Source organism: Okeania sp. SIO3I5 (genome assembly GCF_010672085.1).
GTDB lineage: Bacteria > Cyanobacteriota > Cyanobacteriia > Cyanobacteriales > Microcoleaceae > Trichodesmium.
The window spans coordinates 1-26721 of record NZ_JAAHHT010000040.1; the positions used below are offsets into that span (position 1 = coordinate 1).

General features: G+C 37.7%; 20 protein-coding genes and 1 pseudogene. 11 read left to right on the forward strand and 10 right to left on the reverse strand.

Going from position 1 to position 26721, the window contains the following annotated elements; genetic code table 11:
* The 3 genes and pseudogenes from F6K40_RS11970 to F6K40_RS11980 all read left to right on the forward strand — a co-directional run.
* Positions 1 to 361 (forward strand): annotated as a pseudogene (locus tag F6K40_RS11970) (glycine amidinotransferase); the annotation flags it as partial.
* A gap of 325 nt (positions 362 to 686) precedes the next feature.
* Positions 687 to 1376 carry a class I SAM-dependent methyltransferase gene (locus F6K40_RS11975; protein ID WP_293135961.1) on the forward strand — a complete coding sequence of 230 codons (690 nt, stop codon included), beginning with the start codon at positions 687 to 689 and terminating at the stop codon, positions 1374 to 1376.
* 215 nt (positions 1377 to 1591) lie between these two features.
* The gene (locus F6K40_RS11980; RefSeq protein WP_293135964.1) at positions 1592 to 2584 is read left to right on the forward strand and encodes a DMT family transporter; all 993 of its coding nucleotides are present in this window, start codon (positions 1592 to 1594) and stop codon (positions 2582 to 2584) included.
* Between the two features lie 458 nt (positions 2585 to 3042).
* Here the strand turns inward: F6K40_RS11980 and F6K40_RS11985 are convergent, their stop codons facing one another.
* Entirely contained in the window at positions 3043 to 3759 is a 717-nt protein-coding gene (locus tag F6K40_RS11985; protein WP_293135966.1) for an FkbM family methyltransferase, read from the reverse strand.
* 124 nt (positions 3760 to 3883) lie between these two features.
* Between F6K40_RS11985 and F6K40_RS11990 the strand changes: the two genes are divergently transcribed.
* The 8 genes from F6K40_RS11990 to F6K40_RS12025 all read left to right on the forward strand — a co-directional run bounded on the left by F6K40_RS11990 (position 3884) and on the right by F6K40_RS12025 (position 12725).
* Entirely contained in the window at positions 3884 to 4837 is a 954-nt protein-coding gene (locus F6K40_RS11990; protein ID WP_293135968.1) for a DMT family transporter, read from the forward strand.
* 714 nt (positions 4838 to 5551) lie between these two features.
* A complete protein-coding gene (locus tag F6K40_RS11995; protein WP_293135970.1) occupies positions 5552 to 6667 on the forward strand; it encodes a NarL family transcriptional regulator in 1116 nt (371 codons plus the stop codon).
* A 179-nt stretch (positions 6668 to 6846) separates the two neighbouring features.
* Positions 6847 to 6990, forward strand: coding sequence for a hypothetical protein (locus tag F6K40_RS12000; RefSeq protein WP_293135973.1), 144 nt, complete (start codon positions 6847 to 6849; stop codon positions 6988 to 6990).
* A 66-nt stretch (positions 6991 to 7056) separates the two neighbouring features.
* Positions 7057 to 7470 carry a hypothetical protein gene (locus F6K40_RS12005; protein WP_293135976.1) on the forward strand — a complete coding sequence of 138 codons (414 nt, stop codon included), beginning with the start codon at positions 7057 to 7059 and terminating at the stop codon, positions 7468 to 7470.
* 783 nt (positions 7471 to 8253) lie between these two features.
* Entirely contained in the window at positions 8254 to 8565 is a 312-nt protein-coding gene (locus F6K40_RS12010; protein ID WP_293135978.1) for a hypothetical protein, read from the forward strand.
* Between the two features lie 174 nt (positions 8566 to 8739).
* Positions 8740 to 10530: a bifunctional serine/threonine-protein kinase/formylglycine-generating enzyme family protein gene (locus tag F6K40_RS12015; RefSeq protein ID WP_293135981.1), complete on the forward strand. Its 1791-nt coding sequence runs from the start codon at positions 8740 to 8742 to the stop codon at positions 10528 to 10530.
* A gap of 220 nt (positions 10531 to 10750) precedes the next feature.
* The gene (locus tag F6K40_RS12020) at positions 10751 to 11470 is read left to right on the forward strand and encodes a Uma2 family endonuclease (protein WP_293135984.1); all 720 of its coding nucleotides are present in this window, start codon (positions 10751 to 10753) and stop codon (positions 11468 to 11470) included.
* A 313-nt stretch (positions 11471 to 11783) separates the two neighbouring features.
* Positions 11784 to 12725: an Rpn family recombination-promoting nuclease/putative transposase gene (locus F6K40_RS12025; RefSeq protein ID WP_293135986.1), complete on the forward strand. Its 942-nt coding sequence runs from the start codon at positions 11784 to 11786 to the stop codon at positions 12723 to 12725.
* A gap of 356 nt (positions 12726 to 13081) precedes the next feature.
* Here the strand turns inward: F6K40_RS12025 and F6K40_RS12030 are convergent, their stop codons facing one another.
* From F6K40_RS12030 to F6K40_RS12070, 9 genes are all read right to left on the reverse strand, one after another.
* Positions 13082 to 13645 (reverse strand): hypothetical protein, encoded by a 564-nt coding sequence (locus tag F6K40_RS12030; RefSeq protein WP_293135989.1) that lies wholly within the window; start codon positions 13643 to 13645, stop codon positions 13082 to 13084.
* Between the two features lie 589 nt (positions 13646 to 14234).
* Complete coding sequence (locus F6K40_RS12035) at positions 14235 to 15737, reverse strand: CIA30 family protein (RefSeq protein ID WP_293135991.1); 1503 nt, start codon at positions 15735 to 15737, stop codon at positions 14235 to 14237.
* 559 nt (positions 15738 to 16296) lie between these two features.
* Positions 16297 to 16884: an IS630 family transposase gene (locus tag F6K40_RS12040; RefSeq protein WP_365671171.1), complete on the reverse strand. Its 588-nt coding sequence runs from the start codon at positions 16882 to 16884 to the stop codon at positions 16297 to 16299.
* Positions 16818 to 17246, reverse strand: coding sequence for a helix-turn-helix domain-containing protein (locus F6K40_RS12045; RefSeq protein WP_293135993.1), 429 nt, complete (start codon positions 17244 to 17246; stop codon positions 16818 to 16820). Before F6K40_RS12045 ends, F6K40_RS12040 begins: the two co-directional genes overlap by 67 nt.
* A 187-nt stretch (positions 17247 to 17433) precedes the next feature.
* Complete coding sequence (locus tag F6K40_RS12050) at positions 17434 to 19398, reverse strand: bifunctional serine/threonine-protein kinase/formylglycine-generating enzyme family protein (protein WP_293135995.1); 1965 nt, start codon at positions 19396 to 19398, stop codon at positions 17434 to 17436.
* 275 nt (positions 19399 to 19673) lie between these two features.
* Positions 19674 to 22655, reverse strand: a complete 2982-nt coding sequence (gene pruA, locus F6K40_RS12055; protein ID WP_293135998.1) for an L-glutamate gamma-semialdehyde dehydrogenase — start codon at positions 22653 to 22655, stop codon at positions 19674 to 19676.
* Between the two features lie 564 nt (positions 22656 to 23219).
* The gene (locus tag F6K40_RS12060; protein WP_293136000.1) at positions 23220 to 23411 is read right to left on the reverse strand and encodes a hypothetical protein; all 192 of its coding nucleotides are present in this window, start codon (positions 23409 to 23411) and stop codon (positions 23220 to 23222) included.
* 534 nt (positions 23412 to 23945) lie between these two features.
* Positions 23946 to 24860, reverse strand: coding sequence for a flagellar assembly protein H (locus F6K40_RS12065; RefSeq protein ID WP_293136003.1), 915 nt, complete (start codon positions 24858 to 24860; stop codon positions 23946 to 23948).
* A 316-nt stretch (positions 24861 to 25176) separates the two neighbouring features.
* Positions 25177 to 25914: a hypothetical protein gene (locus F6K40_RS12070; protein ID WP_293136005.1), complete on the reverse strand. Its 738-nt coding sequence runs from the start codon at positions 25912 to 25914 to the stop codon at positions 25177 to 25179.
* Positions 25915 to 26721: the final 807 nt, after the last annotated feature.

A 26721-nucleotide genomic window follows, 5' to 3' on the forward strand; every position in this document is an offset into this window, starting at 1 on the left:
TCCTCTTAAACCTGGATTAGTTTTAACCAATCCTGACAGACCTTGCAAGCAAATTGATATTTTCAAGAAAGCTGGATGGGATGTTGTGGAAGCAACTCAACCTACTATCCCCGATGACTGGCCACTTTATATGTCCAGTAAATGGCTGTGCATGAATATTCTGATTTTAGATCCAGAACGGATTATTGTAGAAAGGCAAGAAGAACCCATCCATAAGCTATTCAAAGATTTAGGCTTTGAAGTAATTCCTGTTGATTTCCGTCATGTCTATACTTTTGGTGGTTCATTTCACTGTGTTACTTGCGATGTCAGGCGCAACAGTCAACTAGAATCTTATGGGTTTGCCGAACCAACTGATTAGGAAATAGGGCTTTCAATAATTAATAATTAATAATTAATAATTAATAATTTAGCAATCAGTTGTCATTTGTGAGAATTTGTAATATTTTATCGTAGGGGTTTCTCACATCTCATTCCTGATTACTATACCTCTTCTTAAAAAGAAGAAGATTGGTTAAAAGGAATTTTTTTTTTCTTTTGTCTCCTTTCAAGGAGAGACTTTCAACCTTGATTTTTCGGTAAATTTATAGCTATTAGCACTTAGCTAAAGTGGTTTTTTTAACACTTTTTTGTAGTGCTATAGTTTTCTTGGTATTTAGTAGCTTAAGTTCTGATATTTTTTAGTTATGAATGAATCACTCAAAGGATACACCCCTAAAGGGAACAGCAAATCAAACTGGGATACAGCATCTGCTGAATATTCCGAAGAAGATACGAAACTAACTATCCTGGGGCATCCTGTTATGGAGCGTTGGGAAGAACCCTACATGAAAGAACTTGCCTCTATTGCCACTAAAAATGGTGGTCGAGTTCTAGAAGTAGGTTTCGGGATGGGAATTTCAGCCTCCTTTGTTCAAAGTTTCCCCATACTTGAGCATACAATAATTGAGGGGAATGAAGGAGTATTCCAACGCCTCTTAGAATTTCAAAAGACAGCAGCTCAAAAAGTTACTCCTTTATTTGGAATGTGGGAAGATGTTATCCCTACTCTACCAGATGCTAGTTTCGATGGGATTCTTTATGACACTTATCCTACTTCCGAAGAAGATTTGCATACACACCAATTTGGATTTCTCAAGCAAGCTTATCGTCTGCTGAAACCCAATGGAATTATCACTTACTGCAACTTAACTTCTTGGGGAAATCTTAAAAGCCAATATCCAGATGATTATGAGCTTTTTAATAAAACTCAAATACCACTACTTCAAGAAGCTCAGTTTTCTAAGTTTGATATTAATATTGTCAACGTGAATCCTCCTTCAGATTGCAAATATTATCAGTACAAAACAATTCTTGCTCCTGTTATTCAAAAATAGTAGTAGCTATAGCCAAAAAGTTGATTATTTTATAGAAAAATATCCTCCCTCAATAGTATCTGATTTGAGGGAGTTTTTTGATCTTCAGGACTTACGCAGAACCACCATATATTGTAGGGGCGAGCAAGCGAATCGCCCCTACAGATGGTGTATGACTTAATATTTTGCCTAAGTCCTGATCTTTTGTTCACAAGTCAAAACTTCTAAATCAGAAAATGACCAATCAACAGGAAGCATCACAACAAAATACTTTTTCAACAGGAAATCTAGCAGCCAGCGCCTCTTTATTTGCTGGTTTACTCGCTTATGCTAATGCTGCGATCTTTATCCGACTGTGTGAACAGGAAATCAGTCCTATAGCGACTGTCTTTGACAGATTGCTCTTGGCTACTATTGTCTTCGGATTTGGGAATGGAATCAATGCAGTGCGTCATCGACTTTCTGCTAACAAACCTGCACAACAAAAGTTAGATATCACTCCAGAAGATTTATGGTTATTGCTGGCAATGACTATTTTTTATCTTGCTCTCCAAATTTCATGGTCTTGGTCTCTGAGTCAAACCACTGTCGCGATGTCTACTCTAATGATTAGTTTGAAGCCAATATTTACCTGCCTCTTTGCTTGGCTGCTCTTAGGTCAGCGTTTTGATAACAAATTCCTCCTTGGAATGGTAATTGCCATTGGGGGTGTAGCTGCTATGGGAGTGGGCGAGCTGGAAACTGGTGCTGGCAAGATTCAAGGTGACGCTGCAGCTTTACTAGCAGGAATTTTGGAAGCTGCATACCTGCTAACTGTAGAAAAACTGAGAACTAAGTTTATCGCAACAACTATAATTTTCTGGTATTGTGGATTAGGAACTTTGTTAACCTTGCCTATATTTCTGTTCACCGAAGATAGAGTTTTTCCCTATTCAGTAAACGGGTGGGTATTTGTAATTTCTCTAACTATAGTTAGCCAAGTATTGGGGCAGGTATTTCTTGCTTATAGTCTCAAAAAGTTTTCGTCAGGGTTAGTAGCTCTAGTTCTTCTGTTGGAGCCTATTTTGGCTGCAATAGCGGCCTGGGTAATCTTTGGTGAAAGGTTAAGTTTATTTGACTGGGTAGCTTTATTGATCATTTTGCTTGGTCTATCTCTAGCTGTATCCAGCCAGCCAACTAAAACTAATACAGAGGAAAATTCTACATTACAGCAATTTTCAGGTCAATGAACCACATAAAAAAAACGATAACCTTATGAGGGCGAAATGAGGGCGAATGCCATTCGCCCCTACTTTCTGGTTTACTCAAATGAAAAGCGCTGTAGGCAATGACCTAATTCGTAATTAATTGCTCTTTTTTTTCATCTACAACGTTATAGTTTTAGATAAACTAGAGAGTCTAATAACTTGCAGTTCCTCCGACAAGAGGCTAACTGATAACTGATAACTGAAATGACCATTTTTTGAATTCAAAATTCAAAATTCAAAGTTCAAAAATTTTGGTTTTAACTTAATTTCAATAATTGTTTAATTAAGGATTCAAGCCTCGTTCGTACAACCACGAAAAAATCAAAAATATTTTCCTTATTTCAAGCCTCTGACTTGACTGCTCATGCCGAGCAAACAGGCAAAGGTTATAATTTTGAATTAATAATTTTGAATTTTGAATTGATTTGACCCTTTCTCTCTTAGATAATTAAAATATTATTTCTGATTTCCTCTTCCTGATTTTTTTGTGCATATAAATCCAACCCTTCTAATTTACAATCATAATAATTTTTTTCCAGAATAGATTTAATTTCTTGGTATTCACTTGTTGGTAAATTACCAACTTCTACCTTAATAAAATAAGGTTTAAATTTATTAAAATCAAACTGCTTGAATATTTTATAATCAGAACCTTCTGTATCTATTTGTAAAACATCTACTTTAGTAACATTGTATTTACTAATAAGTTTTTCTAGTGTAATGCAATTGACGTTTTCTTGGACAATGTACTTTTTGTAAGACTCAAAAAACTTCTCATCCATTTTTCTTCCATAAAGCAATCCACCCATGCCTCCAATAGCATTCCGATTATCGTAAAATGATGAAATACCCTTAGCCCATATTGGAGCTAAACCCTTTTCAACAATATCTATAGGAATTCTCAATATTGGTTGAATTTCTTCTCGATCTGTAATTGCTGAATTTTCAAAATAAAGATTTTTACATCCTGAATAATTAATTTTTAGCAATTCAAACATATCTTTAAGTGGTTCAACTAAAACTCCATGCCATTTGTAATGCTTAATAAACTGGTGGAGCTCGTCAAAAGATTTTCCATCCATCGCCCCAATTTCCAGAAAAAATATTTCCGGAATTTCCTTGCTAATTTTGTGTAAGTATGCTTGAGTTTCAATCATATATTTTAGTAATGGCTTTAGCCAAAAAGTTGATTATTTAGTAGAAAAATATTCTCCCTAAATAGTATATGATTTAAGGGAATTTTTTTCCATATTTTTTCAAAAATTAAAACTTATAAATTAAATGACTGATCGACTGGAAGTCCCACAACAAGATAATTCTCAAACAAGAAATCTACTAGCGATCGCTTCTTTATGTGTGGGCGTACTCGCATATTCTTCAGGCTCAATATTTATCCGGTTATGTGAAGCAGAAATTACCCCCTACGGAACAGTATTTGACCGAGTGGCATTTGGTACGATCGCCTTTGGGTTTTGGAAAGGAGTCAATACCCTAAATAACCGAGGCAATAATGAAAAACCCATACAAGAAAAATTAGACAGTCGAGATATTTGGTTATTGGTGGCAATGGCTGCTTTATTTCTGGCTTTCCAAGGTTTATGGGCTTGGTCTGTGAGTCAAACAGACCTCGCCATTTCTACCGTACTAGCAAGTATAAAACCAATATTCACTTGTCTCCTAGCTTGGTTGCTCTGGGGTCAGCGGTTTGGCAACAAATTCCTGATTGGGATGATAATTGCCATAGTCGGTGCAAGTGCTATTGGGTTAGACGATCTACAAATTGGTACGAACAAAATTCAAGGTGATATAGCAGCTTTTCTGGTGGCAATATTGGAAGCTGCGTATCTGCTGGCGATCGAAAAACTGAGAACTAAAATTGATTCAACAACTATAATGCTATGGTGTTGTGGAATAGGAACTCTGTTAAGTTTGCCGATATTTCTGTTGACGGAAGATCGACTTTTTCCCTCTTCAGTGAATGGGTGGATATTTGTAACTGCTCTAGTTTTAATAGACCAAGTATTGGGGCAAGGACTTCTTGCTTATAGTCTGAAAAAGTTCTCGTCAGGGGTTGTCGCTCTAGTGCTTTTATTAGAACCTGTTTTAGTTGCGATCGCTGCTTGGGTAGTCTTTGGTGAAAAGTTAAGCTTATTTGACTGGGTGGCTTTATTTGTGATTTTGTTTGGTTTATTTCTGGCTGTATCTAGTCAACCGACTAAAAGTAACACAGAGTAAAATTCTACATTAGGTTTTGATAACACAAGCCAAAAACCTAAGCAAATTATCTGATTGAGGTTAGAACATACGCCTTCCAAAAAGACACAACTTAATTTTTCTTACCGTACTTTACCGAAACAATTAAACAATTAAATAATTCAGGTTTAAAGCCTCCCCTTTCAAGGGGAAGAAAATAAATTTTTTCCTTTGAGTCAATCCTCTCCCTTTTAGGGAGAGGTAATTATCCATTATCCATTATTGAAAGCGCTTTTCAGATTGATGAACCACATATTCACATTTCAAACCGAGTAGGGACGTTCCATGGAACGTCCCTACTGTGGTCTACTGAAATGAAAACCGCTGTAATACTAATTGCCACCAAAAATCAAGTTAAATTTGCAGGACTTACGCAAACTTTTAGATAATACGCTATCTGTAGAGGGCGAATGCCATTCGCCCCTACTAAATATTGTAGTTCTGCGTAATATCAAATCCGTTTAATTGAACATAAAAAAAATTTCCTATCTTCATAACTACGCTCATCTTTACAATTCTTTCTCCTCCTGACTCCTGTCTCCTGTCTCCTGTCTCCTCCTGAGTTAAGCAATCTATAACTGTTTAACCGGATTTGATATAAGTCCTGATTTGGAGAAGTTTACTTTGCCAGTGCTGCTGTATAATACCTGAGTACATGGAACAAGAATACAATTTATTTAGAAGGATAACAAAATAATGAACTATCCAGTCTGTAGCTATAACGAATGGGACCCATTAGAAGAAATAATTGTTGGAACTATTGACGGAGTGACGGCACCTGTTTTAACCCATGAGATGAAGACCTTCATAAGAAAAGACTACTGGAGCTTCTATCAGCAGTATGGCGGACAGCCCTACTCCACAGAATTGGTCAAGAAAGCTGCAAAAGCTCTCGACAATCTTCAAGAAGTGCTTGAGGCAGAAGGTGTCATTGTACGACGACCAGAACCTGTTAATTATGCTCATCATGTTTTCAAAACACCTTATTTTGAATCAGCGGGATTCTTCAATGCCGATGTAAGAGATGTATTGTTGGTCGTGGGGGATGAGATTATCGAAGCGCCTATGTCTCAGCGATGCCGCTATTTCGAGTTTTTGCGCTATCGACCCTTAATCCAAGAATACTTCCAGCAGGGGGCAGGCTGGACAGCAGCTCCTAAGCCCAAGATGTCTGACGATCTCTACGATTGGGACTATCCTGAAGAAGATATGGCATTTTTCCGAGGGGAGTCTGGAGTGCCAGATAGCGTTGGTCCATTGAATGGCCGCTTCATTACCACTGAGTCAGAGCCTTGTTTCGATGCTGCTGATTTCACGCGCTTTGGCAAAGACATCTTAGCGCAGAGGAGCCAAGTGACTAATGACTTGGGAATTCAGTGGATGCAGAGACATCTTGGCTCGGAGTACAGAGTCCACAGGGTCAAGTTCCGCGATCCAGGTCCTATACACATGGATGGAACTTGGGTTCCTATCGGTGAAGGGCGTGTTTTGTCTTGCCCCGATCGCCAGTGCATTTCACCCGAGATTCTAGATATGTTTAAGCAAGGGGGATGGGAGATTCTTTATCCTCCTAGAGGTGTGGCAAATGCTGAATTTCATATGTCAAGCCGTTGGCTTTCGATGAATATTTTGATGATTGATGAGGAGCGAGTGGTTGTTGAGAAGAGTGAAGAACCAACTATCAAGTTTTTTAAGGAGATCGGCTTAAAACCAATTTTGGTGGATTTTAAAGACCATTATATTTTTGGGGGTGGGTTGCATTGTGCTACTTGCGACGTGCGGAGGCGCGGTACACTGAAATCGTACTTTTAAATTTGGGTACTTCCAATCTGTATATCTAGCTGACAAACAAAAATTATGGACACTAAGCAACAAAAGTGGATACAGGAAAAAGTTAATTATACTTCCGATAAATTGATTATTAATGGTGTTGAAGTAATGCAGGACTGGGAAATTCCCTATAGAACCCATTTGGGATCTATTATTGGGAGGTGTGGGAAGTGTGGGAAGTGTGGGAAGTGTGGGAGGTGTGGGAGGTGTGGGAGGTGGGTGTGGGAGGTGTGGGAGGTGTGGTCCGTACAGGACTCAAAAAATGTAGGGTTGTAAATATTCTAGCTCAGACAATGAATGAGTAATGCATACTCCCCTACTCCCCTACTCCCTCTTTTCTAAAGATACCAAATGGCTTCTATATGAAAAAGTTGGCTTCAATCGCAACTTCAAATGGCGGACAAGTATTGGAATTAGGATTTGGACTTGGATTATCAGCAGGTTTCATTCAAGACTGCCCCGATATTGAGAAACATACGATCGTTGAAGCTCACCCAGATGTGCGCGAATTTGCTCGTCAGAAATACCCGGAAGCTTTGAATACAGGCAGGATGGAAATTGTCTCAGGTTTTTGGCAAGAGGTTAGTTCCCATTTTGATGATGAGAGTTTTGACGGGATTTTGTTTGATACTGTACCGCTAACTCCAGAGGATGCAGGAACTTTCCACCAACACGAATTTTTTCAGGAAGCAGGTAGGTTATATCATGTTCGGTTGAATACTTACACTTTGGAAGAGGTAAGGCAGAAGGCAGAAGGCAGGAGGCAGAAGGAAAGAAAAGGTTAGAAGGGAAAAGATTTTTTTATAAGTGATTATCCGAACATGATATTACTCAAAAAAAGTGGAACATTTACTTATTTTTCACGTGTTGCCACTGAAATACCAGAAACACATCAAAAACTTTTGCGAGAAGCCGGTTTTTCCCAGATCGATTTTGAGGTTGTTGATGTAAATCCACCTGTACCGTCTCAGTATTGGGAGTACAAAACAATCGTGGCTCCCATCATTAAGAAATAAGGTGGTGGTGCATAGTAATTGTAGAGAGTGTGTGGGAGGTGTGGGGAGTGTGGGAGGAGGAAAGGGGGAGGGGCGTTGGTGAATTAGTGTATGATATTAAACTTAATTATTTAGGAGTCAGGAGTCAGGAGTCAGGAGTCATATAGAATCCGGGTAATTAGTTATCGTATTACTGAGGAGTAAGGAGTAATGAGTAATGAGTAAGGAGTAAGGAGTAAGGAGTAAGGAGTAATATCAAATCCGGTTGAATACAAGAGTGTATTGTTGGGGGAGATGGGGAGATGGGGAGATGGGGGAGATTGAATAATGAACATATACTATATAACCGGATTCTATATCAGGAGGAAAGAAAGAAGAAGAAAGAATAGTAGAGGGAGAAAGTTTTTTGTTTGCGCTCTGAATCAGGACAAGAAATCATACCTCAAATCACCAACGCCGGGGGAGGAAGATTCTCCCCTCTCCTGCAAGGATAGGGATCGGGGGAGAGTTCTTACAGCGCTTTTGAGATTGATGAACCACATCGTTACAAGCAAAACCCCGTAGGGACGTTCCATGGAACCTCCCTACTGTGGTCTACCGTGCAGGAAAACTGCTGTAAGTACAGGAGCAACAGAGGTTTTAAGTACGGGAGCAACAGAGGTTTTAAGTACGGGAGCAACAGAGGTTTTAAGTACGGGAACAACAGAGGTTTTAAGTACGGGAACAACAGAGGTTTTAAGTACGGGAGCAACAGAGGTTTTAAGTACGGGAGCAACAGAGGTTTTAAGTACGGGAGCAACAGAGGTTTTAAGTACGGGAGCAACAGAGGTTTTAAGTACGGGAGCAACAGAGGTTTTAAATACGGGAGCAAGATGCTCCCACTGAATAACTGACAACTGATAACTGAAAAAGCGAAATTGACAAAAAAAATTTGACATGGTATTATAAACACAATGGAAAAGGTGCGCTCATATATACTCAAATAAATTAGGCCAAAAAAAACTATTTCCCTGCTAGGTAGCATGGGAGAAAGTCTAATAACCGATAACTGAAAAAATTATGCAGCTTGGAACAATCCTGAAACAACGTTACAAAATTATTCGCTCTCTCGGAAGTGGAGGTTTTGGAGATACCTACTTAGCTGAAGATGTAGACTTACCAGGAAACCCGAAATGTGTAGTCAAACATCTCAAACCTAAAGATCCTGGAGTTTTATATCTTGCCCAAAGGTGGTTTAATAGGGAGGCAGAAACCTTATACAAATTAGGCAAAGACTCAGAGCAAATACCACAATTATTTGCACATTTCCAGGAAGGAACAGAATTTTACCTAGTACAAGAATATATAGAAGGGCACGATATTAGTCAGGAACTTACATCGGGGAAAAAATTAAGCGAGTCTGACACTATTGCTCTGCTTAAAGGAATATTAGAAGGATTAGCAGTAGCTCATCAAAATAATATTATTCATCGAGATATTAAGCCACAAAATTTAATGCGCCGTAAGTCAGATAACAAAATAATATTGATAGACTTTGGGGCAGTCAAAGAAATAAGTGCATTAACCACAGGTCAACAACCAGGTACAATAAATTTAACTATACCAATAGGTACACCAGGGTATATGCCAATCGAACAAGGTATCGGCAGACCAAGATTAAGTAGCGATATATATGCAGTAGGAATTGTAGGAATACAAGCACTGACTGGTATAAACCCAGAAAATTTACCCACAGATCCAAATACAGGAAGTGTTATCTGGCGGAATGAAGCACAAGTAAGTAACCATCTAGCAAATATATTAGATAGGATGGTGCAGGAATATTTTGCACAGCGTTATGAAAATGCTATGGAAGTATTAGAAGCGTTAGGTTTTACCATTGCAACACCACGATCCCAACCTAATAAAACCAGAAGACAAATATTGATATTATTAGGAGGTTTGGCAGGAATTGGGTTTGTCGCAGCTATATACAAATTTTTTACTACCCCAGCAAAACCAGAAACAAATCCATCAGTACCTACCTCTCGACCACAACCCATAATTTCCATTCAGACATTTACCACCGTCAAAGTTAACAACGGAGGAGAAATAATAAGTCGCCCTCAAGGTCAAGCAGAAGTAATGACAGAAAAGCTTGGCAATGGAGTCTCCCTAGAAATGGTAAAAATTCCCGCAGGTAGATTTCTCATGGGGTATCTAGAGAAAGAAGTAAAAGGAGATGATAATGAAGTTCCGCAACATAATGTAGATGTGCCAGAATTTTTCATGGGAAAGTATCCAGTCACTCAAGCACAGTGGAAAGCAGTTATGGGAAATAATCCTTCTGGGTTTATAGGTGCAAAACGTCCTGTTGAACAAGTAAATTGGTACAAAGCGATAGATTTTTGTCAAAAACTCTCGGAAATAACAGGTAAAAAATATAGTTTACCCAGTGAAAGTCAGTGGGAATATGCTTGTCGAGCAGGAACAATAACACCATTTTATTTTGGTGAAACTATAACGTCTAAGTTAGTTAATTATAATGGCAACTATCCTTATGGAAATGCTCCCCGAGGAGAATATAGACAAGAAACAACAGATGTGGGAATTTTTCCTCCCAATAGTTTTGGTTTATACGATATGCACGGTAATGTCTGGGAATGGTGTCAAGATATTTGGCATGATAACTATAAAGGTGCGCCCACAGATGGAAGTGCTTGGCAAACTGGAGGTGATAGTGTTAGGAGAGTGCTCCGTGGCGGTAGCTGGAGTAGTGATTCTAGGTATTGCCGGAGTGCCAGGCGTGGCAAAAACTTTGTATACACTGTATACAACTATAGAGGTTTTCGTGTCGTCTGCTCTGTGTAAGAAGTTTCTGCCTTTAGTTCCTAGAACCCTTCCCCTGTGTTCTTTTCTCATTTTCCCCTTAATCCGTATATCCGTGCCATAATCCGTGTGAGCTATATGACGCTCCTGATGAACCTGTAGCTCTAGAAGACTGAGAAACCCTAAAATAATTATTCTAGACACTCATATATCCAATCAAACTATAATACAGTTAGCCTAAAAAACTTAATGGTGAAACAGTATGGTAAAAGAATTAACCACCGATACTAAACCAGAAATTATTTACCCAGATAGTGACGGTCAACCAATGGCAGATAATACAAAACAATTTCGCTGGATAGTCACTATCAAAGAAAACCTAGAAATTTTATTTGCCCAAGTTCCGGATGTATTTGTCGCTGGAGATTTGCTCTGGTATCCCGTGGAAGGCAATAATAAAACTCGTATTGCTCCCGATGCAATGGTGGTTTTTGGCAGACCGAAAGGCGATCGCGGTTCTTATAAACAGTGGGAAGAAGAAAATATTGCACCCCAGGTGGTATTTGAGATTTTGTCTCCAGGAAACACTCCCAAAGAAATGAGGAAGAAACTACAATCTTATGATGATTATGGAGTCGAAGAATATTATGTTTATGACCCCGATCGTATAAATTTGACAGGTTCAATTAGAGTTGGGGAACGCTTAAGAACAATAGAAGAAGTAGATGGTTGGGTGAGTCCTCGTTTGGGTATCCGCTTTCAAGTCACACCAGAAACTTTGGAAATATATCGACCAGATGGGGAAAAATTTCTGACTTTTATGGAGTTAGACCAAGCTAGGGAACAAGAGCGACAACGTGCTGACCAGGAACAACAACGTGCTGACCAAGAACGACAACGTGCTGACCAAGAACGACAACGTGCTGACCGACTAGCGGACTTACTCAGAGAAAGAGGTATTGACCCCGATCAAATCTTGTAGAAAAGTCTAGTAGTCTGTGTAGGTCGCTTCTGCCTTCCACTTTTCTCCAGGACTTACGCATTACCGCTATATATGGTGTATAGTTTGGTCAATATTCCCGATGTTTACACTATCATTAGTGCCCTTGCGTAAGTCCTGTTCTCTCTTTACCTACATCCATCCATGTATCCGTGGCCAAATCCGTGTGAGCTATCCGTGGGCAAATCCTTGTGTGCCATCCGTGTATCCGTGGCCAAATCCGTGTGAGCTATCCGTGACCAAATCCTTGTGTGCTTTGAGAATTAGTAACAATTAATTAGGAGGTAAAATTACCATGAGATTTATTAATCCAAAACTTGATTATGCTTTTAAGAAAATATTTGGTTCCGATGGGAGTCAAGACATATTAATTAGTTTTCTGAACGCCATTATTTATGAGGGGAAAAACAAGATTAAATCTCTAGAAATTATTGACCCCTATAGCCCCGGTCAAGTTCAAATTTTAAAGGATAGTTTTTTAGATGTTCGGGCAGTTTTAGACAATAAGTCAACAGTTATTATTGAGATGCAAGTTGCTAACGTAGCAGGTTTTGGAAATCGCGTGGTTTATAATGCCGCTAAAATTTACTCAAACCAACTCAAATCAGGAGAAGATTATCCAGAAATTAGACCAATAATAGCTTTAACAATTGTGGATTTTCTGATGTTTCAAAAAAACGATAAATTGATTACTAACTTTGTTTTAAAAGAGAAATCAAAAAATTTTGAATATACTCAAGAACAAATGGGTTTTGTATTTGTGGAATTGCCCAGGTTTAAGAAGAATTTATCCGAATTAGAGACTTTAACAGATAAGTGGATTTATTTTATTAAAGAAGCAGCAATTTTGGAGGAAATACCAACTTCTTTAAAGGAGGTTCCCGAAATAGAAAAAGCTCTCAATATTGCCAAACACGCTAATTTAACTCCTCAAGAACTCGACAAATTACACGGACAAGAAACCTTGCTTCGAGACCGTCGCGGTCAAATTACTTTTGCTAAACAAGAAGGGGAAAAAGAAGGGGAAGAAAAAGGCAGAATTAAAGAGGCGATCGCTCTCATAACTCGCCTACTTAAAAAGCGTTTTGGTGAAGTTCCAGAGAATCTTAAAAATCAGTTATCAGATTTGTCTTTGTCAGAATTAGAAAATTTGAGTGAGGAGATTTTTGACTTTACTACTTTCGACGATTTATCGAATTGGTTGTCAAAGAAACAACGTTCAATAATTGATAATTGATAATTGATAATTACCTCTCCCTAAAAGGGAGAGGATTGAATAAAAGGAAAATTTTTTCTTTTTTCTCCTTGAAAGGAGAGGCTTTATACCTTACAGTGCTTTTCAAATTGAGCAACCACATCGTCATAACAAAAACCCTGTAGGGGCGATTCGCGTTAGCTTTTTTAGGCATTGAAAAAGTAGAGGGTTTTTATTCTAAAAAGCTAAAAAAGTTAGGATGAAAGGGTTGACGCGAGGCAGAAAAACCAAGGGATAAAATATCCGACTAGCAACTCGCTCATTCCCGATTCCTCCTGTCTCCTGTCTCCTGTCTCCTGACTCCTAAAATATACAGTAAAATGCTCCACTTCTGAATCTTATAAATTTTCTTTTAGTTCTGTTGATACATCTTCAATATGAGATTTAAAATATTCATCAAATGTTGGCATTTTTCCAAATTTATCCAATATTTCTGCTTCTAATATTTTAGAACCTTCATCGTAAGTCAAACTAATAGCAGGTAGATATTTAGCTGTATTTATTTTATTTATCTCACCAATTTTCATTACAGCATGAGACTTTTGAGTTTTAATTGTTAAATATTTAGCTAAAAGCAATGTTTTAAATTGATCCTCAAATTTACCTGCATCAGAAATAAAATCTGACCAGGATATAGAATTGGTTTCAATAAATTTAGAAAGGAATTTTACTTGCCGATAAAATGGTTTGACATCAATCAAATATGGTTTAATCTTAACCATGCTATATAATGCAATTTCGTCAAAAGATATTTCTATTTCCAGAGGAACTATTTCCAAATTTTTCGGCAAATTAATAATTACAAAAAGTTCTTTTACTGCTGGTAATTCTGAAAAAAATTTACCTGACTTACTTTTCTTTTTCTTAGAACCAGAATTAGATACACCAAAACCTTTAGGCATTATTTTATTTTCCTTAATTTATCTATTATTCAAGATTTTATCACATACAGAAGTTTCCTATTTAGGGCTTGCTGAAAAAGTATAGGCGAGTAAGGGTAGGAGTCAGGAGACAGGAGACAGGAGACAGGAGGAATGGGGAATTTAGAGTTGCTAGTCGGATATTTTATTCCTTGGTTTTTATGCCTCGCGTCAACTCTTTCATCCTAACTTTTTTAGCTCCCTACAACGAAAAACCTGTACTTTTTCAATACCTAAAAAGGCTTTAGCCGTTTTATGTAAATGCTTTGATATTTAATCAGCAAGCCCTATTTATTGATAACTGAATTGACCTTAAATATAGAAGTGGTGCGTTACATTTTCATTAACGCACCCTACTGGACTGTTTCATCTTAAATAGTGCAATAGGCTTTTTTCTCCCTTACCACCTTGTCTTCCTTGTCCTCCTTGTCTTCCTTGTCCTCCTTGTCTTCCTTGTCTTCCCACAACCTAAAATCTAATGCACAGTTTTAGCTGAAACATTCCACTACTGGAATGAGACTCTTTATGTTGGGTTTCCTTCGTCAATCCAACCTACATTATTTGCAACATTTTAAACTGTCAAAGCTGACTTCTTACTATCAGCTTCTAAACTATTAAATAACTTCTGCCAATTTTCAGCAGTTGCTTGATTTTCCTTATCTCCTTTTGCCTCAAAAGTTGTATTGCAAGCCTGATTTTCTTCTAAAACTTTGACACAAAGTTCGGCAATATCATCCCGACTAACAATACCTTTAATATTATCACCTTGGTCAAATATTAATGCTTGACCACCTGGTTGTTCAGTCATTCCACAAGGTCGAATTACTGTATAAGGAATTCCACAAGAACGAATAACTTCTTCTCCTTTTAATTTCCAATTTAATAAACCTTTTAATTGATCATTAAATTTCACTGCTGGAGGTTGTTCATCTAAGTTTAAACCTGGTCGCCCCGGACGAGTTACACCCGCCGAACTAACTAAAACAAATTTAGGCAATTCGTCCCTACCATAAGCTTTAATAGACTCAACTTCTAACTGAAAAAATCCTGGTGCAAATTTAGGATTAAGTTCTCGGTTATATTCAAATTTACTCAACATTAATTGGTAAGAATAAACTTGACTAGGATTAAAAGGTTGAGCATTTTCAACAACTTTGGCACGAAATACTGGAATTAAATCTTTAAATGGAATACGAATAGTCATCCAGATATTGTAAACGGTGTCAAAAGAATAGCTGTAACCAACCCCATCCCATTTGTCTTCGCAACGCAGGAAAAATTTATAACGTTTACCATCTCCTTTCACCCGAAGTTCGATACCAGCATATCCCAATAAATTCATTGGAGGATCGAAGTTACGAGTACGTACAGATACGAAACCGCCAGAGTTTTCTGTCGAGACATTACCAGAGAAAAGAGCGCTACTACCTGTCAGACGAATGGAACTTTCGCTGACTCCTCCCATCACAACATCGTCTAATGCACCCCAGGTTTCTTTGACATCTTGGGTAGGGTTTGTGAAGTCAAAGATGATTTTATTGTTGCTTGGTTGTAGTTGTGGTTTTGCTGCTGCTACTAGATTTTTCATGCCTTCGTATTCCACAAGTTGGGGATCTTCAACAACTTCTGGCATGAAAAATTTGATGCCTTGATAATATTTGTCTCGGTTTGGGTTGTCTCCCTCTACAGGTTGAACTCGCGTACCTGTACAACAGATAATTTTACTAACATCTTTGAATATCTCAGGAGTGAGGGTTTCTGGTTTAGTGATGTCGGCAGTTACTATTTCAACATTCTTGCCAAGAACTTTTTCAGCTTTTTTCGCATCTCGAACGAGCGATCGGACTTGATAACCCCGTTTTTGTAGTAAAGGTACAACTCGTTTACCTACTCCACCATTAGCACCAACTACTAATACGACTTCTGATGCATTTGTTGCTGATGGTGTCTTTTCTCCAAATAATTTTTGTAACCATTTAAAACTACCGATAAAGGGTACCACCCCAAAATAAGCTAGGGTTTGGAATAATCGACTTGACTTCGATTTAGATGTTTGGTTGTCAGTCACGGCCATATCCTTAAAATCTCAACTTTTCTTTAATATATATTAAGATATATTAATAAATTTTGCCGAATGGCCTTGATAACTTTTGGCCTTTATGAGCCAAATGATGCATTATATCATGTCCGGTAGCATCGGTATTGTATAGCAAAGGTAGGGAACAGGGAACACTTAACTGGGAACAGGGAGGAGGGAGGAGGGAGGAGGGAACACTTAACTGGCAGGAATACTTAAGAGCCAGAAAAAAACTTAAATTTCCGGTAAAATTCACCCTTGAGTTTACACCAACGATACCAGCGGACATGATATAATATCATGTCCGGTAGCATCGGTATTGTCAAAGGGTAAGAATTCAGAATTTAGAATTTAGAATTTAGAATTCAGAAATTTGCTTTGTCAGGCTTTATATCATGCCTCTTTGAATAACCACAATAAAAAATTTAGGGAGCAGGGAGTAGGGAGTAGGGAGTAGGGAGTAGGGAAGAAAGGGAAAGAGTGAAAAATATTCTTCCTTAGAGACGAAGAACATTTTTATTATGGTTAATTAATGAGACTTGATATACAGCGGTTTTCATATGAATAAACCACAATGTTCAAACCAACCCATGGCATCATCTTCAGTAATTTGAGCGATCGCTAAACTAATAACTCGATCCAATTGTTCTGAAGTTCGAGGCTGATAAGAACGGAGGAAATTTTTAAATTTTGACCAGCATAATTCGATAGGTGACAAATCTGGAGAGTAGGCTGGTAAAAATATTAATTTGGCTCCTGCTGAGTTAATTAATTCTTCAATTATTAGCCCTTTATGAATACTTAAATTATCCATCAATACAATTGCTCCTGGCCATAATTGAGGTACTAAAATTTGCTCTACATATGTTTCAAATACGTTTTTATTTGTACTACCAATTACCGTCATTGATGCTATTAAACCATACTCGCTTAAGGCTCCTAAGACACTTGTGTTTTTACCTTTATTTCTAGGAGCATTGCTGACTACTCTCTCTCCTACTTTTCCTCGACCATAAAGACGAGTCATTCCTAAATTTACTCCTGATTCATCCACAAAAACCAAATTATTTATGTCTACTAAATCCAGCCATTTTCGATACTCATAACGTTTTTGCTTAATATCTTCTCTCTTTTGTTCACTGATCGCAAATACTTTTTTTTTCTACTTATATTGATTTTTTTTAAAATTCTATACATTGTTGATAGACTGACTTTTACTCCTGTTCTAATTTCTAAATATTCGCATAGCTCACAAAGTAAAATATCTGGTTTTTGTTGAATTTTCTGCTGAATTAAAGAATCAAAATTAGCCTCACATTTAGGTAATGGTCCTCCTCCACGTTGCTTTGGATTCACAGTTCCTGTGGTTCGATAATGCCGTAATAAATTACGGACAAAAGTTAAACTAACTTGAAACCTTTGTGCTATTTGACGTTGAGAACCTTCTTGGTTTTGATAGGCCCTAAGCACACGAAGACGTAAATCTGTTGAATATGGTCTGGCCATTTTTGTGGTTTGGCGATCGCTCTAGATAACTATTTTGGTCTTTAGTCACATTTTACATTTTTGTGGTTCATTCATATGAAAAGCGCTGTAAGGTTCTACTTACATTAGATTTTCCTTCTAACCAAGTACAAGCTTTGGCTACTCTAACCGCAAACTTTTTTGTTCTTTCCTGAATTGAAAAAGGAAACTACAAATCAGGGAACATAACTACACGGAAACCCCAGGGGTAAGTACAGCTATAGTTGTAGAACATAAAACGCATGGCAGACCGACAATTATCAAGATAGGTGTTCCAACTGCCACCACGAAGCACCCCTATCTGGGTATCTCCCCCAGTTTCCCAAGCACTACCATCAGTAGGTGCACCTTCATAATTATCATGCCAAACATCCTGACACCATTCCCAAACATTGCCGTGCATATCGTACAAACCAAAAGCATTGGGAGGAAAAATTCCTACATCTGTTGTTTCTTTTCGATATATTCCTTTAGGAGTATTGTCATTATAGTTAACTAAGTCAGACGTTATAGTTTCGCCAAAATAAAAAGGTGTAGAAGTTCTAGCTCGACAAGCATATTCCCACTGACTCTCACTGGGTAAACTATATCTTTTACCTGTTTTTTGTGAGAGTTTCTGACAAAATTTTGTTGCGTCGAACCAACATACATTTTCTACAGGGCGACTCGGACCTTGAAAACTAGAAGGATTATTACTCATAACTGCTTGCCATTGTGCTTGAGTGACTGGATACTTTGCCATGAAAAATTCTGGCACATCTACATAATGTTGGGGACTTTCACGATCTCTTCTTCCTGCTTCTGTCTCTGGAGATCCCATGAGAAATCTACCTGCGGGAATTTTTACCATTTCTAGGAAAACTCCATTGCCAAAATTTTCTGTCATTACTTCTGCTTGACCTGAAAGGCGACTTATTATTTCTCCTCTGCTGTTAACTGTGACGGTAGTAAATGTTTGAATCGGAAATTTGGGTTGTGGTGTAGGGGAAGGTGTTGGAGTTGGTTGGGGAGTAGAAATATTTTCTGGAGTTGTTTCTGGTGTTGGTTGGGGAGTAGAAATGTTTTCTGGAGTTGTTTCTGGTGTTGGTTGGGGAGTAGAAATGTTTTCTGGAGATGGTTTATTCCCAAAATCTCTACTTAATATTGCTGCAACAAACCCACTTCCTGCTAAACCTCCTAATATCAATATTTGTCTTCTAGTTTTATTAGGTTGGGGTTGGGGTTTTGCTACTACTGTTTTTGTTTGACTAGGTGTTGGTTGTGGTGTTGGTGCTGGTGTTGGTTGTGGTGTTGGTTGTAGTGTTGGTGCTGGCGTTGGTTGTGGTGGAGTTTGAATATTTAATGCTTCTAATACTTCAGTAGCATTTTTATAACGCTCTCTAAAATACTCCCACACCATCTTATCTAATATATTTGCCAGATGGTTACTAACTTGTGCCTCGTTTCGCCAGATTATATTTCCTGTATCTTGGTCTGTTGGTAAATTTTCTGGTTCTTTGCCTGTCAGTGCTTGTATTCCTACCATTCCCACTGCATATATATCGCTACTTAATCTTGGTTTGCCATTACTTTGTTCGCTTGGCATATAACCAGGTGTACCTACTGCTACAGTTAAACCTGTGGTTAATACACTTATTTCTTTTACCGCCCCAAAGTCTATCAATACTATTTTGTTATCTGACTTACGACGCATCAAGTTTTCTGGTTTGATGTCTCGGTGAATTATATTTTTTTGATGAGCTACTGCTAATGCTTCTAAGATTCCTTTGAGTAGGGCAATGGTATAAGACTCGCTTAATTTTTTTCCTGGGGTAAGTTCTTTACTTATATCTTGTCCTTCTATATATTCTTGTACTAGGTAAAATTCTGTTCCTTCCTGGAAATGGGCAAATAATTTTGGTATTTGGTCTGAGTCTTGCCCTAATTTGTATAAAGTTTCTGCTTCTCTCTCAAACAACCTTTGGGCAGTAGCTAAAACTTCTGGATCTGAACTTTTAGGTTTGAGGTGTTTGACTACACATTTCGGATTTCCTGGTAAATCTAAATCTTCAGCTAAGTAGGTATCTCCAAACCCTCCGCTTCCGAGAGAGTCAATAATTTTGTAGTGGTTTCTCAGGATTTTTCCAGACTGCATAATTTCAGTTATCAGTTATCAGTTATCAGTTATCAGACTGTCTAGCGGGGAAATAGGTTTTTTTGGCCGAATTTATTTGAGTATATCTGAGCGCACCTTTCCCATTATGCTTATAATACCATGTCAAGTTTTTTTGTCAACAACATTTTTTTTCAGTTATCAGTGGGAGAATCTTCCTCCCATGCTGAAGACCTCTCCCACGACCCCTCTCCTGCAAGGAGAGGGGAGAATCTTCCCCCCCCTTCCCTTGCAGGGAAGGGGGTTGGGGGGTTAGGTCAACTATCCACACCCTCAATAGGTGCAAAACCTTGCCGTTGAACATTCTCAGTTATCGTGCGCGGTTCCAAAAATTGCAGCAGATAATCAGGACCTCCTGCTTTTGAACCCACACCAGACAACTTGAACCCACCAAACGGTTGTCGGGAAACGATCGCTCCGGTAATTCCACGATTAATATACAAATTCCCCACTTCAAACTCTGCTTTTGCTCGTTCAATGTGAGAAGGAGTCCGAGAATACAACCCCCCAGTCAAAGCAAAATTCGTTCCGTTAGCAATTTCCAAAGCTTCCGTAAAATTCTCTGCTTCCATCACTGCCAATACCGGACCAAATATTTCTTCCTGAGCAATAGTTGCATTCGGTGACACATCCTTAAACACCACCGGACCAACAAAATAACCATCCTCTGGCGCACTCATCTCAATAGCAACTTCCGCCTCCTGCTTACCCTTATCAATATATTCCTGAATCCGCTTTTGCGCCTTATTATCAATTACCGGACCAACTTGCGTACTTGGTTTCTCCGCATCTCCTATGTTTAGCGATCGCGTAGCTTCTACCAACCGTTCGACAAAAGCATCATAAATTGGAGTCAACACCACAACCCGCGAACAAGCAGAACATTTCTGTCCGCTATATCCAAAAGCAGAATGTACAACACCAGCAACCGCTTGATCGAGGTCAGAACTCTCATCCACAATAATCGCATTTTTACCACCCATCTCAGCAATAACCCGTTTCAGATGTTTTTGCCCTGGACGCAAAATTGCAGCTTGAGCATAAATATGACAACCTACTTCCTGAGAACCAGTAAAAGTAATACTATTAACATCTGGGTGCTTCACCATAAAATCGCCAACGCTGGAACCCTTACCCGGAACAAACTGAAATACTCCTTTCGGAAAACCTGCTTCCACCAAAATTTCAGCAATTTTTGAGGCAATAACCGATGACACCTCCGCAGGTTTCAATAACGTGCAGTTACCAGTCACCAAAGAAGAAACCGTCATTCCAGTAGGAATAGCTAGAGGAAAATTCCAAGGAGAAATCACCAAAGAAATTCCACGGGGTTGATAATGATAACGGTCAGTTTCTCCAGCAACATCATATTTATAACCACCATCTAACCGTTCCATTTCGTCAGCATAATAACGACAAAAATCTATAGCTTCAGAAACTTCCGCGTTACATTGATTCAGAGGTTTGCCAACTTCTAAAACCATCCATGCTGTCAGTTCGTGGCGACGTTTTTCCATTAAGTCGGCAGCTTTACGCAATATCTCTGTCCGTTTCCGAACTGGTGTTTTCTTCCAACCAGGAAATGCTGCTTTTGCTGCTTGAATTGCCTGTTCTGCTTGTTCGACAGAAATTAAACCAATTTTGCCAACTACCTCTTTAGGGTTTGATGGGTTAACAGAATTAACTATTTGTTCCGTATTTGTGTATTCACCATCAATAATTGGCAGATAGGTTTTTCCTAATTCTAATCGCGCTTGACCAATTGCATCCAGTGCTTGTTGCCGTTGTTGGGCGTTGGCGTAGTCGCTATCCGCAGCATTGGGGAAAACTGGTTTGACAATATCGTGAATTGTAGTTTTGCCGTTAGTAGTAGGTGCTGCCAATAATTCTTCTAAAGGTCGGTTTTCTGAACTTTGTCGGAGGAATGAACTGTTGGCAGTATTTTCCAAAAGGCGACGAATTAAATATGCCATTCCTGGTAATAAGTCGCCGTAGGGGCAATAAACTCGGACGCGATAACCTTTTTCTACTAATGCTTTCGCTATTTGGTCGCCCATACCATAGAGAACTTGCATCTCGAAACAACGGCGAGGCACATTTAGAGTTTCAGCAATGGCGATCGCTCTTGCCTGAGAACGAACGTTATGACTACCGATCGCTGAGTAAATATATTGATGATTTTCTAACATCATCTGAGTCAAATTTTCAAAATTGGCATCGGTTTCGGGTTTATCGTTAAATACTGGTTGTTGCCAATCGTGTTGTAAAGCATTGATGGTTTCTTGATCCCAATACGCTCCTTTGACGAGTCGAACCGTAACAGGACGACCTCGAATTTTTGCCCAGTCAATAATACCTTGTACATCTTTTTCACTATCCCGCAAATATGCTTGAATTGTGACGCCGATATCGGTACGGTTGCGAAACTCTTCTTCCATCAACAATTCTTTGAGAATAGCAATGGTTAGGTCTTTGTAGTTGTATTGTTCCATATCGAAGTGAACTGCTACACCGAGTTCTTGAGCGCGTCTGAGTAGAGTGCGGATACGATCGCTCACTCTTTGCTGACTACCTTTGGCATCAAGGGGATCAAACTGGGAATAAAATGCTGTCAGTTTTACCGATACTTGTACTCGTGGCAGTTGTTCTCCTTCTGCTTCATCTATCTGGGGAACTGACGACCACTTGTTAGCAGCTTGAGAAAGTTGAGTCATCAGTTCCAGATAACGGTCTAAATATAACTGTGCTTCAGTTTCAGTGATAACTGCTTCCCCAAGCAAGTCTACGGTAAAGCACATTTTTTCTTTCCGTAGTTTTTCCAGAGTTTTGATAATTTGTTTGACACTTTCCCCGGCAATGTATTTATGGGCGAGGGTTTCGACTGCGGGTGCAACAGTCGTCGCTGCTACTTGACCAGGAACAGAGTCTGGGTTAGCAAAATTGAGAAGTTTTTTCAGAGCATCTGGGAGTTCAACTTCTTCAGTAGTCAGATATTCTTGAAGGTGAGCAGCTATTTCTGGTTTACTGCGTAATGCTGGTAAACAGTCAATAAAACGAAATAGTTGCACCCGCAAACCAGGACTTGCCATCGCCCAGTCAAGGAGTTTATCATCCCACCGCATTTGATTTTGCAATTGACCTAAGAAAGAACGATTTTTTTCTTGAGTTACTGTCAAGAGTTGTTTAGCTATTTCCTGGGTCTGGGTTTCGTAGTTGTTATCGGATATTTGTGCGACCATTGTTTTTTAAAGTATGGTTAAATTAATTGGGATTCTGTATCGGATTAATTTAGGTATTTATCACTAAAATAAATTGAAAATTTAGTGTTTTACCGATATTGTTTCCGGTACTTTCAGTCCAATATGTTCTTATATTTCAATTCTAATTTAAAAGCTATTCTCTGACCATACTTTTACCTTGTTAATTAACAGAAATTAATCAATTGTGATATTTATTCTATTACTCCTAAATCAGATTTGCCCCAATATTTATATTTAAAGAACAGACTTTTTGTAGTAGCAGGCAACAGAGAATAGTTCAATAATTGATAATTGATAATTGATAATTGATAATTACCTCTCCCTAAAAGGAAAAGGATTGAATAAAAGGAAAATTAATTCATTGTTTCTCCTTTAAAGGAGAGGCTTTAAACCTTAATTATTCGGTAAAATATTTTTAGGGATCGAACTACATTAAAAATCTCAATCTCCCCATCTCCCATTCCCCTATTAATTCTAACTACTAAATCTTGCCAATAATTCCTCACGAGATAATTGAGGTAATTGTAATAGTAAAGAGGAAAATTATTGTGGAGATAAAGACAATATTGGTTCAATAATATTCCTAAGTTGCTCATCCAAAGAATTAAACTTCATTATCAACAAATTTTCAATAATTGCAGTACGTTCGATTCGGACACCTTGTTCTATACTTTGCTTTATACCTGACTGATTAGCAGCTTCTAATTTGTCTAATAAAAGTGGTGATAAGCGCATAATTAATACCAAGTGCAAAATGTTTACTAAACTTTCTTGAGTAGGCAGAGACCTTATACCAATTTGATAAATTTTTGCTACAAATATCTCGTTTTTTTAAGGAGTAAGTAGGGACGTTTTGCTGACGCAAAGCTCCGCTAACACTGCGTGAGATGTTTGCGTAGCATTCCCTATAAGAAAACGCATTTTTGTTATGCAACGTCCCTACGGAGTAATGAGTTAGGAGTTAGGAGTAATGAGTTAGGAGTTAGGAGTTAGGAGTCAAATGGGAATAGCTTAGATGCCATTCTTAGTTCATAACTTATTGAACTCGTCAAAAAAACATCTCCTAAGCAAGTTTTTTTTATCGCCCTTATTATTTGTAACATTCTTTTTTCAGACTTGGTCTTATATGCAACGTCCCTACAAAGAAGTTAAAATAAGAATAATTAACACTAACTGGCTAATAATTAACACAAAAATTATTCCGTCTGTGTTAATCACTTAATAATTTAAATTTCAGCTAACGTAAGCATTATTTGTTAACTATTAGTATTAATTTTCGCTACTAAATCTTGCCAATAATTCCTCACGAGATAATTGAGGTAATTGTAATAGTAAAGAGGAAAATTCCTCTGGAGATAAAGATAATATTGGTTCAATAATATCCCTAAGTTGCTCATCCAAGGAATTAAACTTCATTATCAGCAAATTCTCAATAATCGTAGTACGTTCGACTCGGGCACCTTGCTCTATACCTGACTGAGTAGCAGCTTCTAATTTGTCCAATAAAAGTGGTGATAAACGCATAATTAAGTCTCTATCCTCTTCTTCTAATTCTGAACTTACTTCTAAATTACTACGCAAAGAAGATAATAACAATAAAGCATTTTCCCGGAATGGATTTCCTTGTGGTAGTGTTTCTAATGTATCTATTGCCTTTTGTTGGACGCTGCCTCTACCTAACATTCTTAACCATAAAGTATCTAATGTTTCTGGTAATTGATGAATTACTACTAATCCAGTTCTCAAGAATGGAGCTAATAAATAAATTCCTTCACCCCAATTATCCCCATCATTTTTAGCACCAATATTCTCTAGTATTTTACTTGATGCAGTGGGTGTTAAAATCCATAATTTAGGATAATTCTCTTCAGTAATCTTAGTCTTTTCTCGATTCGCTCGACGGATATAATCTGTATGAACTTCTAATAATTTCAGTACACAAGTCCGAATTTCGTTAATTGATACAGGATTACGGAAAGGTTCAAATAAAGAAATATTAGAGGCTAATTTTCCTAATAATCCTAATACTTCTGGTGCATTTTGCGAGCTAGTTTTTGGTGTAAAAAAGACATCAACTTGTCTAATTTCACTGCGGATTTCTAGAGGTGCTTGACATTCTCCGAATGGTGATAATAGTTCTTCTAAATAATCTTTAGCAAATTGGTCGTGGATAAATCTGGTCATTTCAGTTATAGCGCTAGGAAATAGGGAATAGGGAATAGAGAATAGGGAATAGGGAATAGTAAATTTTCAAAGGGTTTTCCTAGGTCATGCTGCGCAAACAGGATTTAGAAATGTCAAACACCTTAATGTGTAGGGCTATATCACTTATCAGTTACCGAAAAACTATGGCTTAAAGCCTCTCCTTTAAAGGAGAAAAAAATTTCCCTTTTAACCAATCCTCTTCTTGAAAAGAAGAAGAAATTATTAATTATTAATTGTTAATTATTAATTATTGAACAGCACCTATATGGAATAAAGAGACTTGAAATACTAAAGTTTATTTTTTTCCAATATGAATATTATTTTCTGCTGAAACACCAGACAACTTTCGTACTTCTTTCTGCACACTTATACCAATTTCTAACGCTTCATTTAGTAACTTTCCATATTCAGTTGCCTGATTTTTAACATCAAAATTCATTAGAGCAGACAAATTATTTTCCATACTGGCAAATAATTCATACCGCCTGATCATAAAATCTTGATTTTCCCGTAAAATTCTTTCTGTTTGTAATGCACAAATCAAACTTTCTCTAGTTACTTCCAATGCTTTAAGCACATCATTTCGATTAATCAAATTTACTTCTAAATTTCCCACCGCAGCTAATCTATCCATAATCTCTACAGCCATAATTACCTGATTATATTTATTTACCTCATTCTGCAATTTTGCTAGTTCTTTTAGTGGTTGAGTTTTCCACCACATATAAATATTCCAGCACAGAGTAATACCTAGTGATATTCCCAGAACAATTTTAATAAATAGACTGATTAAGCGAGGGTCATCAGAAGCATAACTTGTCTTAGTAATCATCAATAAAGTAAGAGGTAGAGAAATAATTAAAGTTAAACCAAATACAACAATTTGATTCAACATAATTGACAAAATTTGCCTTCTACTAAATCCTAATGGTAACTGATATAAATTAACCATTGATATATCACTGGAACTTTTAGAACTTAACTGCTCTACCTCTAAATCTGTAATTTTTAAATCTGGTAAATCTGGTTGCATAATTATTTCACATTTGCTCCCACAAAAATTTTATCAAAATAATTGGGTCTAAAACCCCGCCTTGATTGGCGAAATGTTTTTGGAGGGGAAGTTATATCATGTCCGGTAGCATCGGTATTCTAAAAGGGTAAGAATTCAGAATTCAGAATTTAGAATTCAGAAATTTGGGATGAAAGTTTTAGTATTCTTGGAATTAAGGGTATTATAGCAATTCCCAAGAAGCGTGAGGTACAAAATTCCTTGGTTTTAGGGAACAGGGAACACTTAACTGGGAACAGGGAATAGGGAATAGGGAATAGGAAACAGGGAATAGGAAATAGGAACAAATAAAGATAGGTGTACCTCACGATTGCTGAGAAACGCTATATACTATTTTAAAAAAAGAATGTTACGAATAATAAGGGTTATCAAAAGATTTTATAGGAGATGTCCCTTGGATAAAAAAGATAACTTACCACCTAAAAAATGGTATTGAACCCATTCCCATAAGACTCCCGACTCCTGACTACTGACTCCTAAGAAGTCTCCTAGCTATTTGTAGCAAACATCTATAAATTTGGTATTAACCCCGAAACAACTTAAAATTTCCTGTAGATATTCACCTTGTGGAATAGGCATCTTGCCTGTGCCGGTTTACCAGCGGACATGATATTAAATCCCCATTACAAACATCACTTCTGACTTCTGACTTCTGACCATTTTTTGAATTCAAAATTAAAAATTCACGCGTTCAAAAATTTTGATTATAAGTGAATTTCAATAATTGTTTAATTAAGGATTCAAGCCTTGTTCTGTAGAACGAAAAAA

What these genes read in the sequence shown, in the direction of transcription:
- F6K40_RS11975 (WP_293135961.1), top strand. Translation starts at nt 687, where the DNA reads ATGAATGAATCACTCAAAGGATACACCCCTAAAGGGAACAGCAAATCA.
- F6K40_RS11980 (WP_293135964.1), top strand. Translation starts at nt 1,592, where the DNA reads ATGACCAATCAACAGGAAGCATCACAACAAAATACTTTTTCAACAGGA.
- F6K40_RS11985 (WP_293135966.1), bottom strand. Translation starts at nt 3,759, where the DNA reads ATGATTGAAACTCAAGCATACTTACACAAAATTAGCAAGGAAATTCCG.
- F6K40_RS11990 (WP_293135968.1), top strand. Translation starts at nt 3,884, where the DNA reads ATGACTGATCGACTGGAAGTCCCACAACAAGATAATTCTCAAACAAGA.
- F6K40_RS11995 (WP_293135970.1), top strand. Translation starts at nt 5,552, where the DNA reads ATGAACTATCCAGTCTGTAGCTATAACGAATGGGACCCATTAGAAGAA.
- F6K40_RS12010 (WP_293135978.1), top strand. Translation starts at nt 8,254, where the DNA reads ATGGAACCTCCCTACTGTGGTCTACCGTGCAGGAAAACTGCTGTAAGT.
- F6K40_RS12015 (WP_293135981.1), top strand. Translation starts at nt 8,740, where the DNA reads ATGCAGCTTGGAACAATCCTGAAACAACGTTACAAAATTATTCGCTCT.
- F6K40_RS12020 (WP_293135984.1), top strand. Translation starts at nt 10,751, where the DNA reads ATGGTAAAAGAATTAACCACCGATACTAAACCAGAAATTATTTACCCA.
- F6K40_RS12025 (WP_293135986.1), top strand. Translation starts at nt 11,784, where the DNA reads ATGAGATTTATTAATCCAAAACTTGATTATGCTTTTAAGAAAATATTT.
- F6K40_RS12030 (WP_293135989.1), bottom strand. Translation starts at nt 13,645, where the DNA reads ATGCCTAAAGGTTTTGGTGTATCTAATTCTGGTTCTAAGAAAAAGAAA.
- F6K40_RS12035 (WP_293135991.1), bottom strand. Translation starts at nt 15,737, where the DNA reads ATGGCCGTGACTGACAACCAAACATCTAAATCGAAGTCAAGTCGATTA.
- F6K40_RS12045 (WP_293135993.1), bottom strand. Translation starts at nt 17,246, where the DNA reads ATGGCCAGACCATATTCAACAGATTTACGTCTTCGTGTGCTTAGGGCC.
- F6K40_RS12050 (WP_293135995.1), bottom strand. Translation starts at nt 19,398, where the DNA reads ATGCAGTCTGGAAAAATCCTGAGAAACCACTACAAAATTATTGACTCT.
- pruA (WP_293135998.1), bottom strand. Translation starts at nt 22,655, where the DNA reads ATGGTCGCACAAATATCCGATAACAACTACGAAACCCAGACCCAGGAA.
- F6K40_RS12060 (WP_293136000.1), bottom strand. Translation starts at nt 23,411, where the DNA reads ATGCGCTTATCACCACTTTTATTAGACAAATTAGAAGCTGCTAATCAG.
- F6K40_RS12065 (WP_293136003.1), bottom strand. Translation starts at nt 24,860, where the DNA reads ATGACCAGATTTATCCACGACCAATTTGCTAAAGATTATTTAGAAGAA.
- F6K40_RS12070 (WP_293136005.1), bottom strand. Translation starts at nt 25,914, where the DNA reads ATGCAACCAGATTTACCAGATTTAAAAATTACAGATTTAGAGGTAGAG.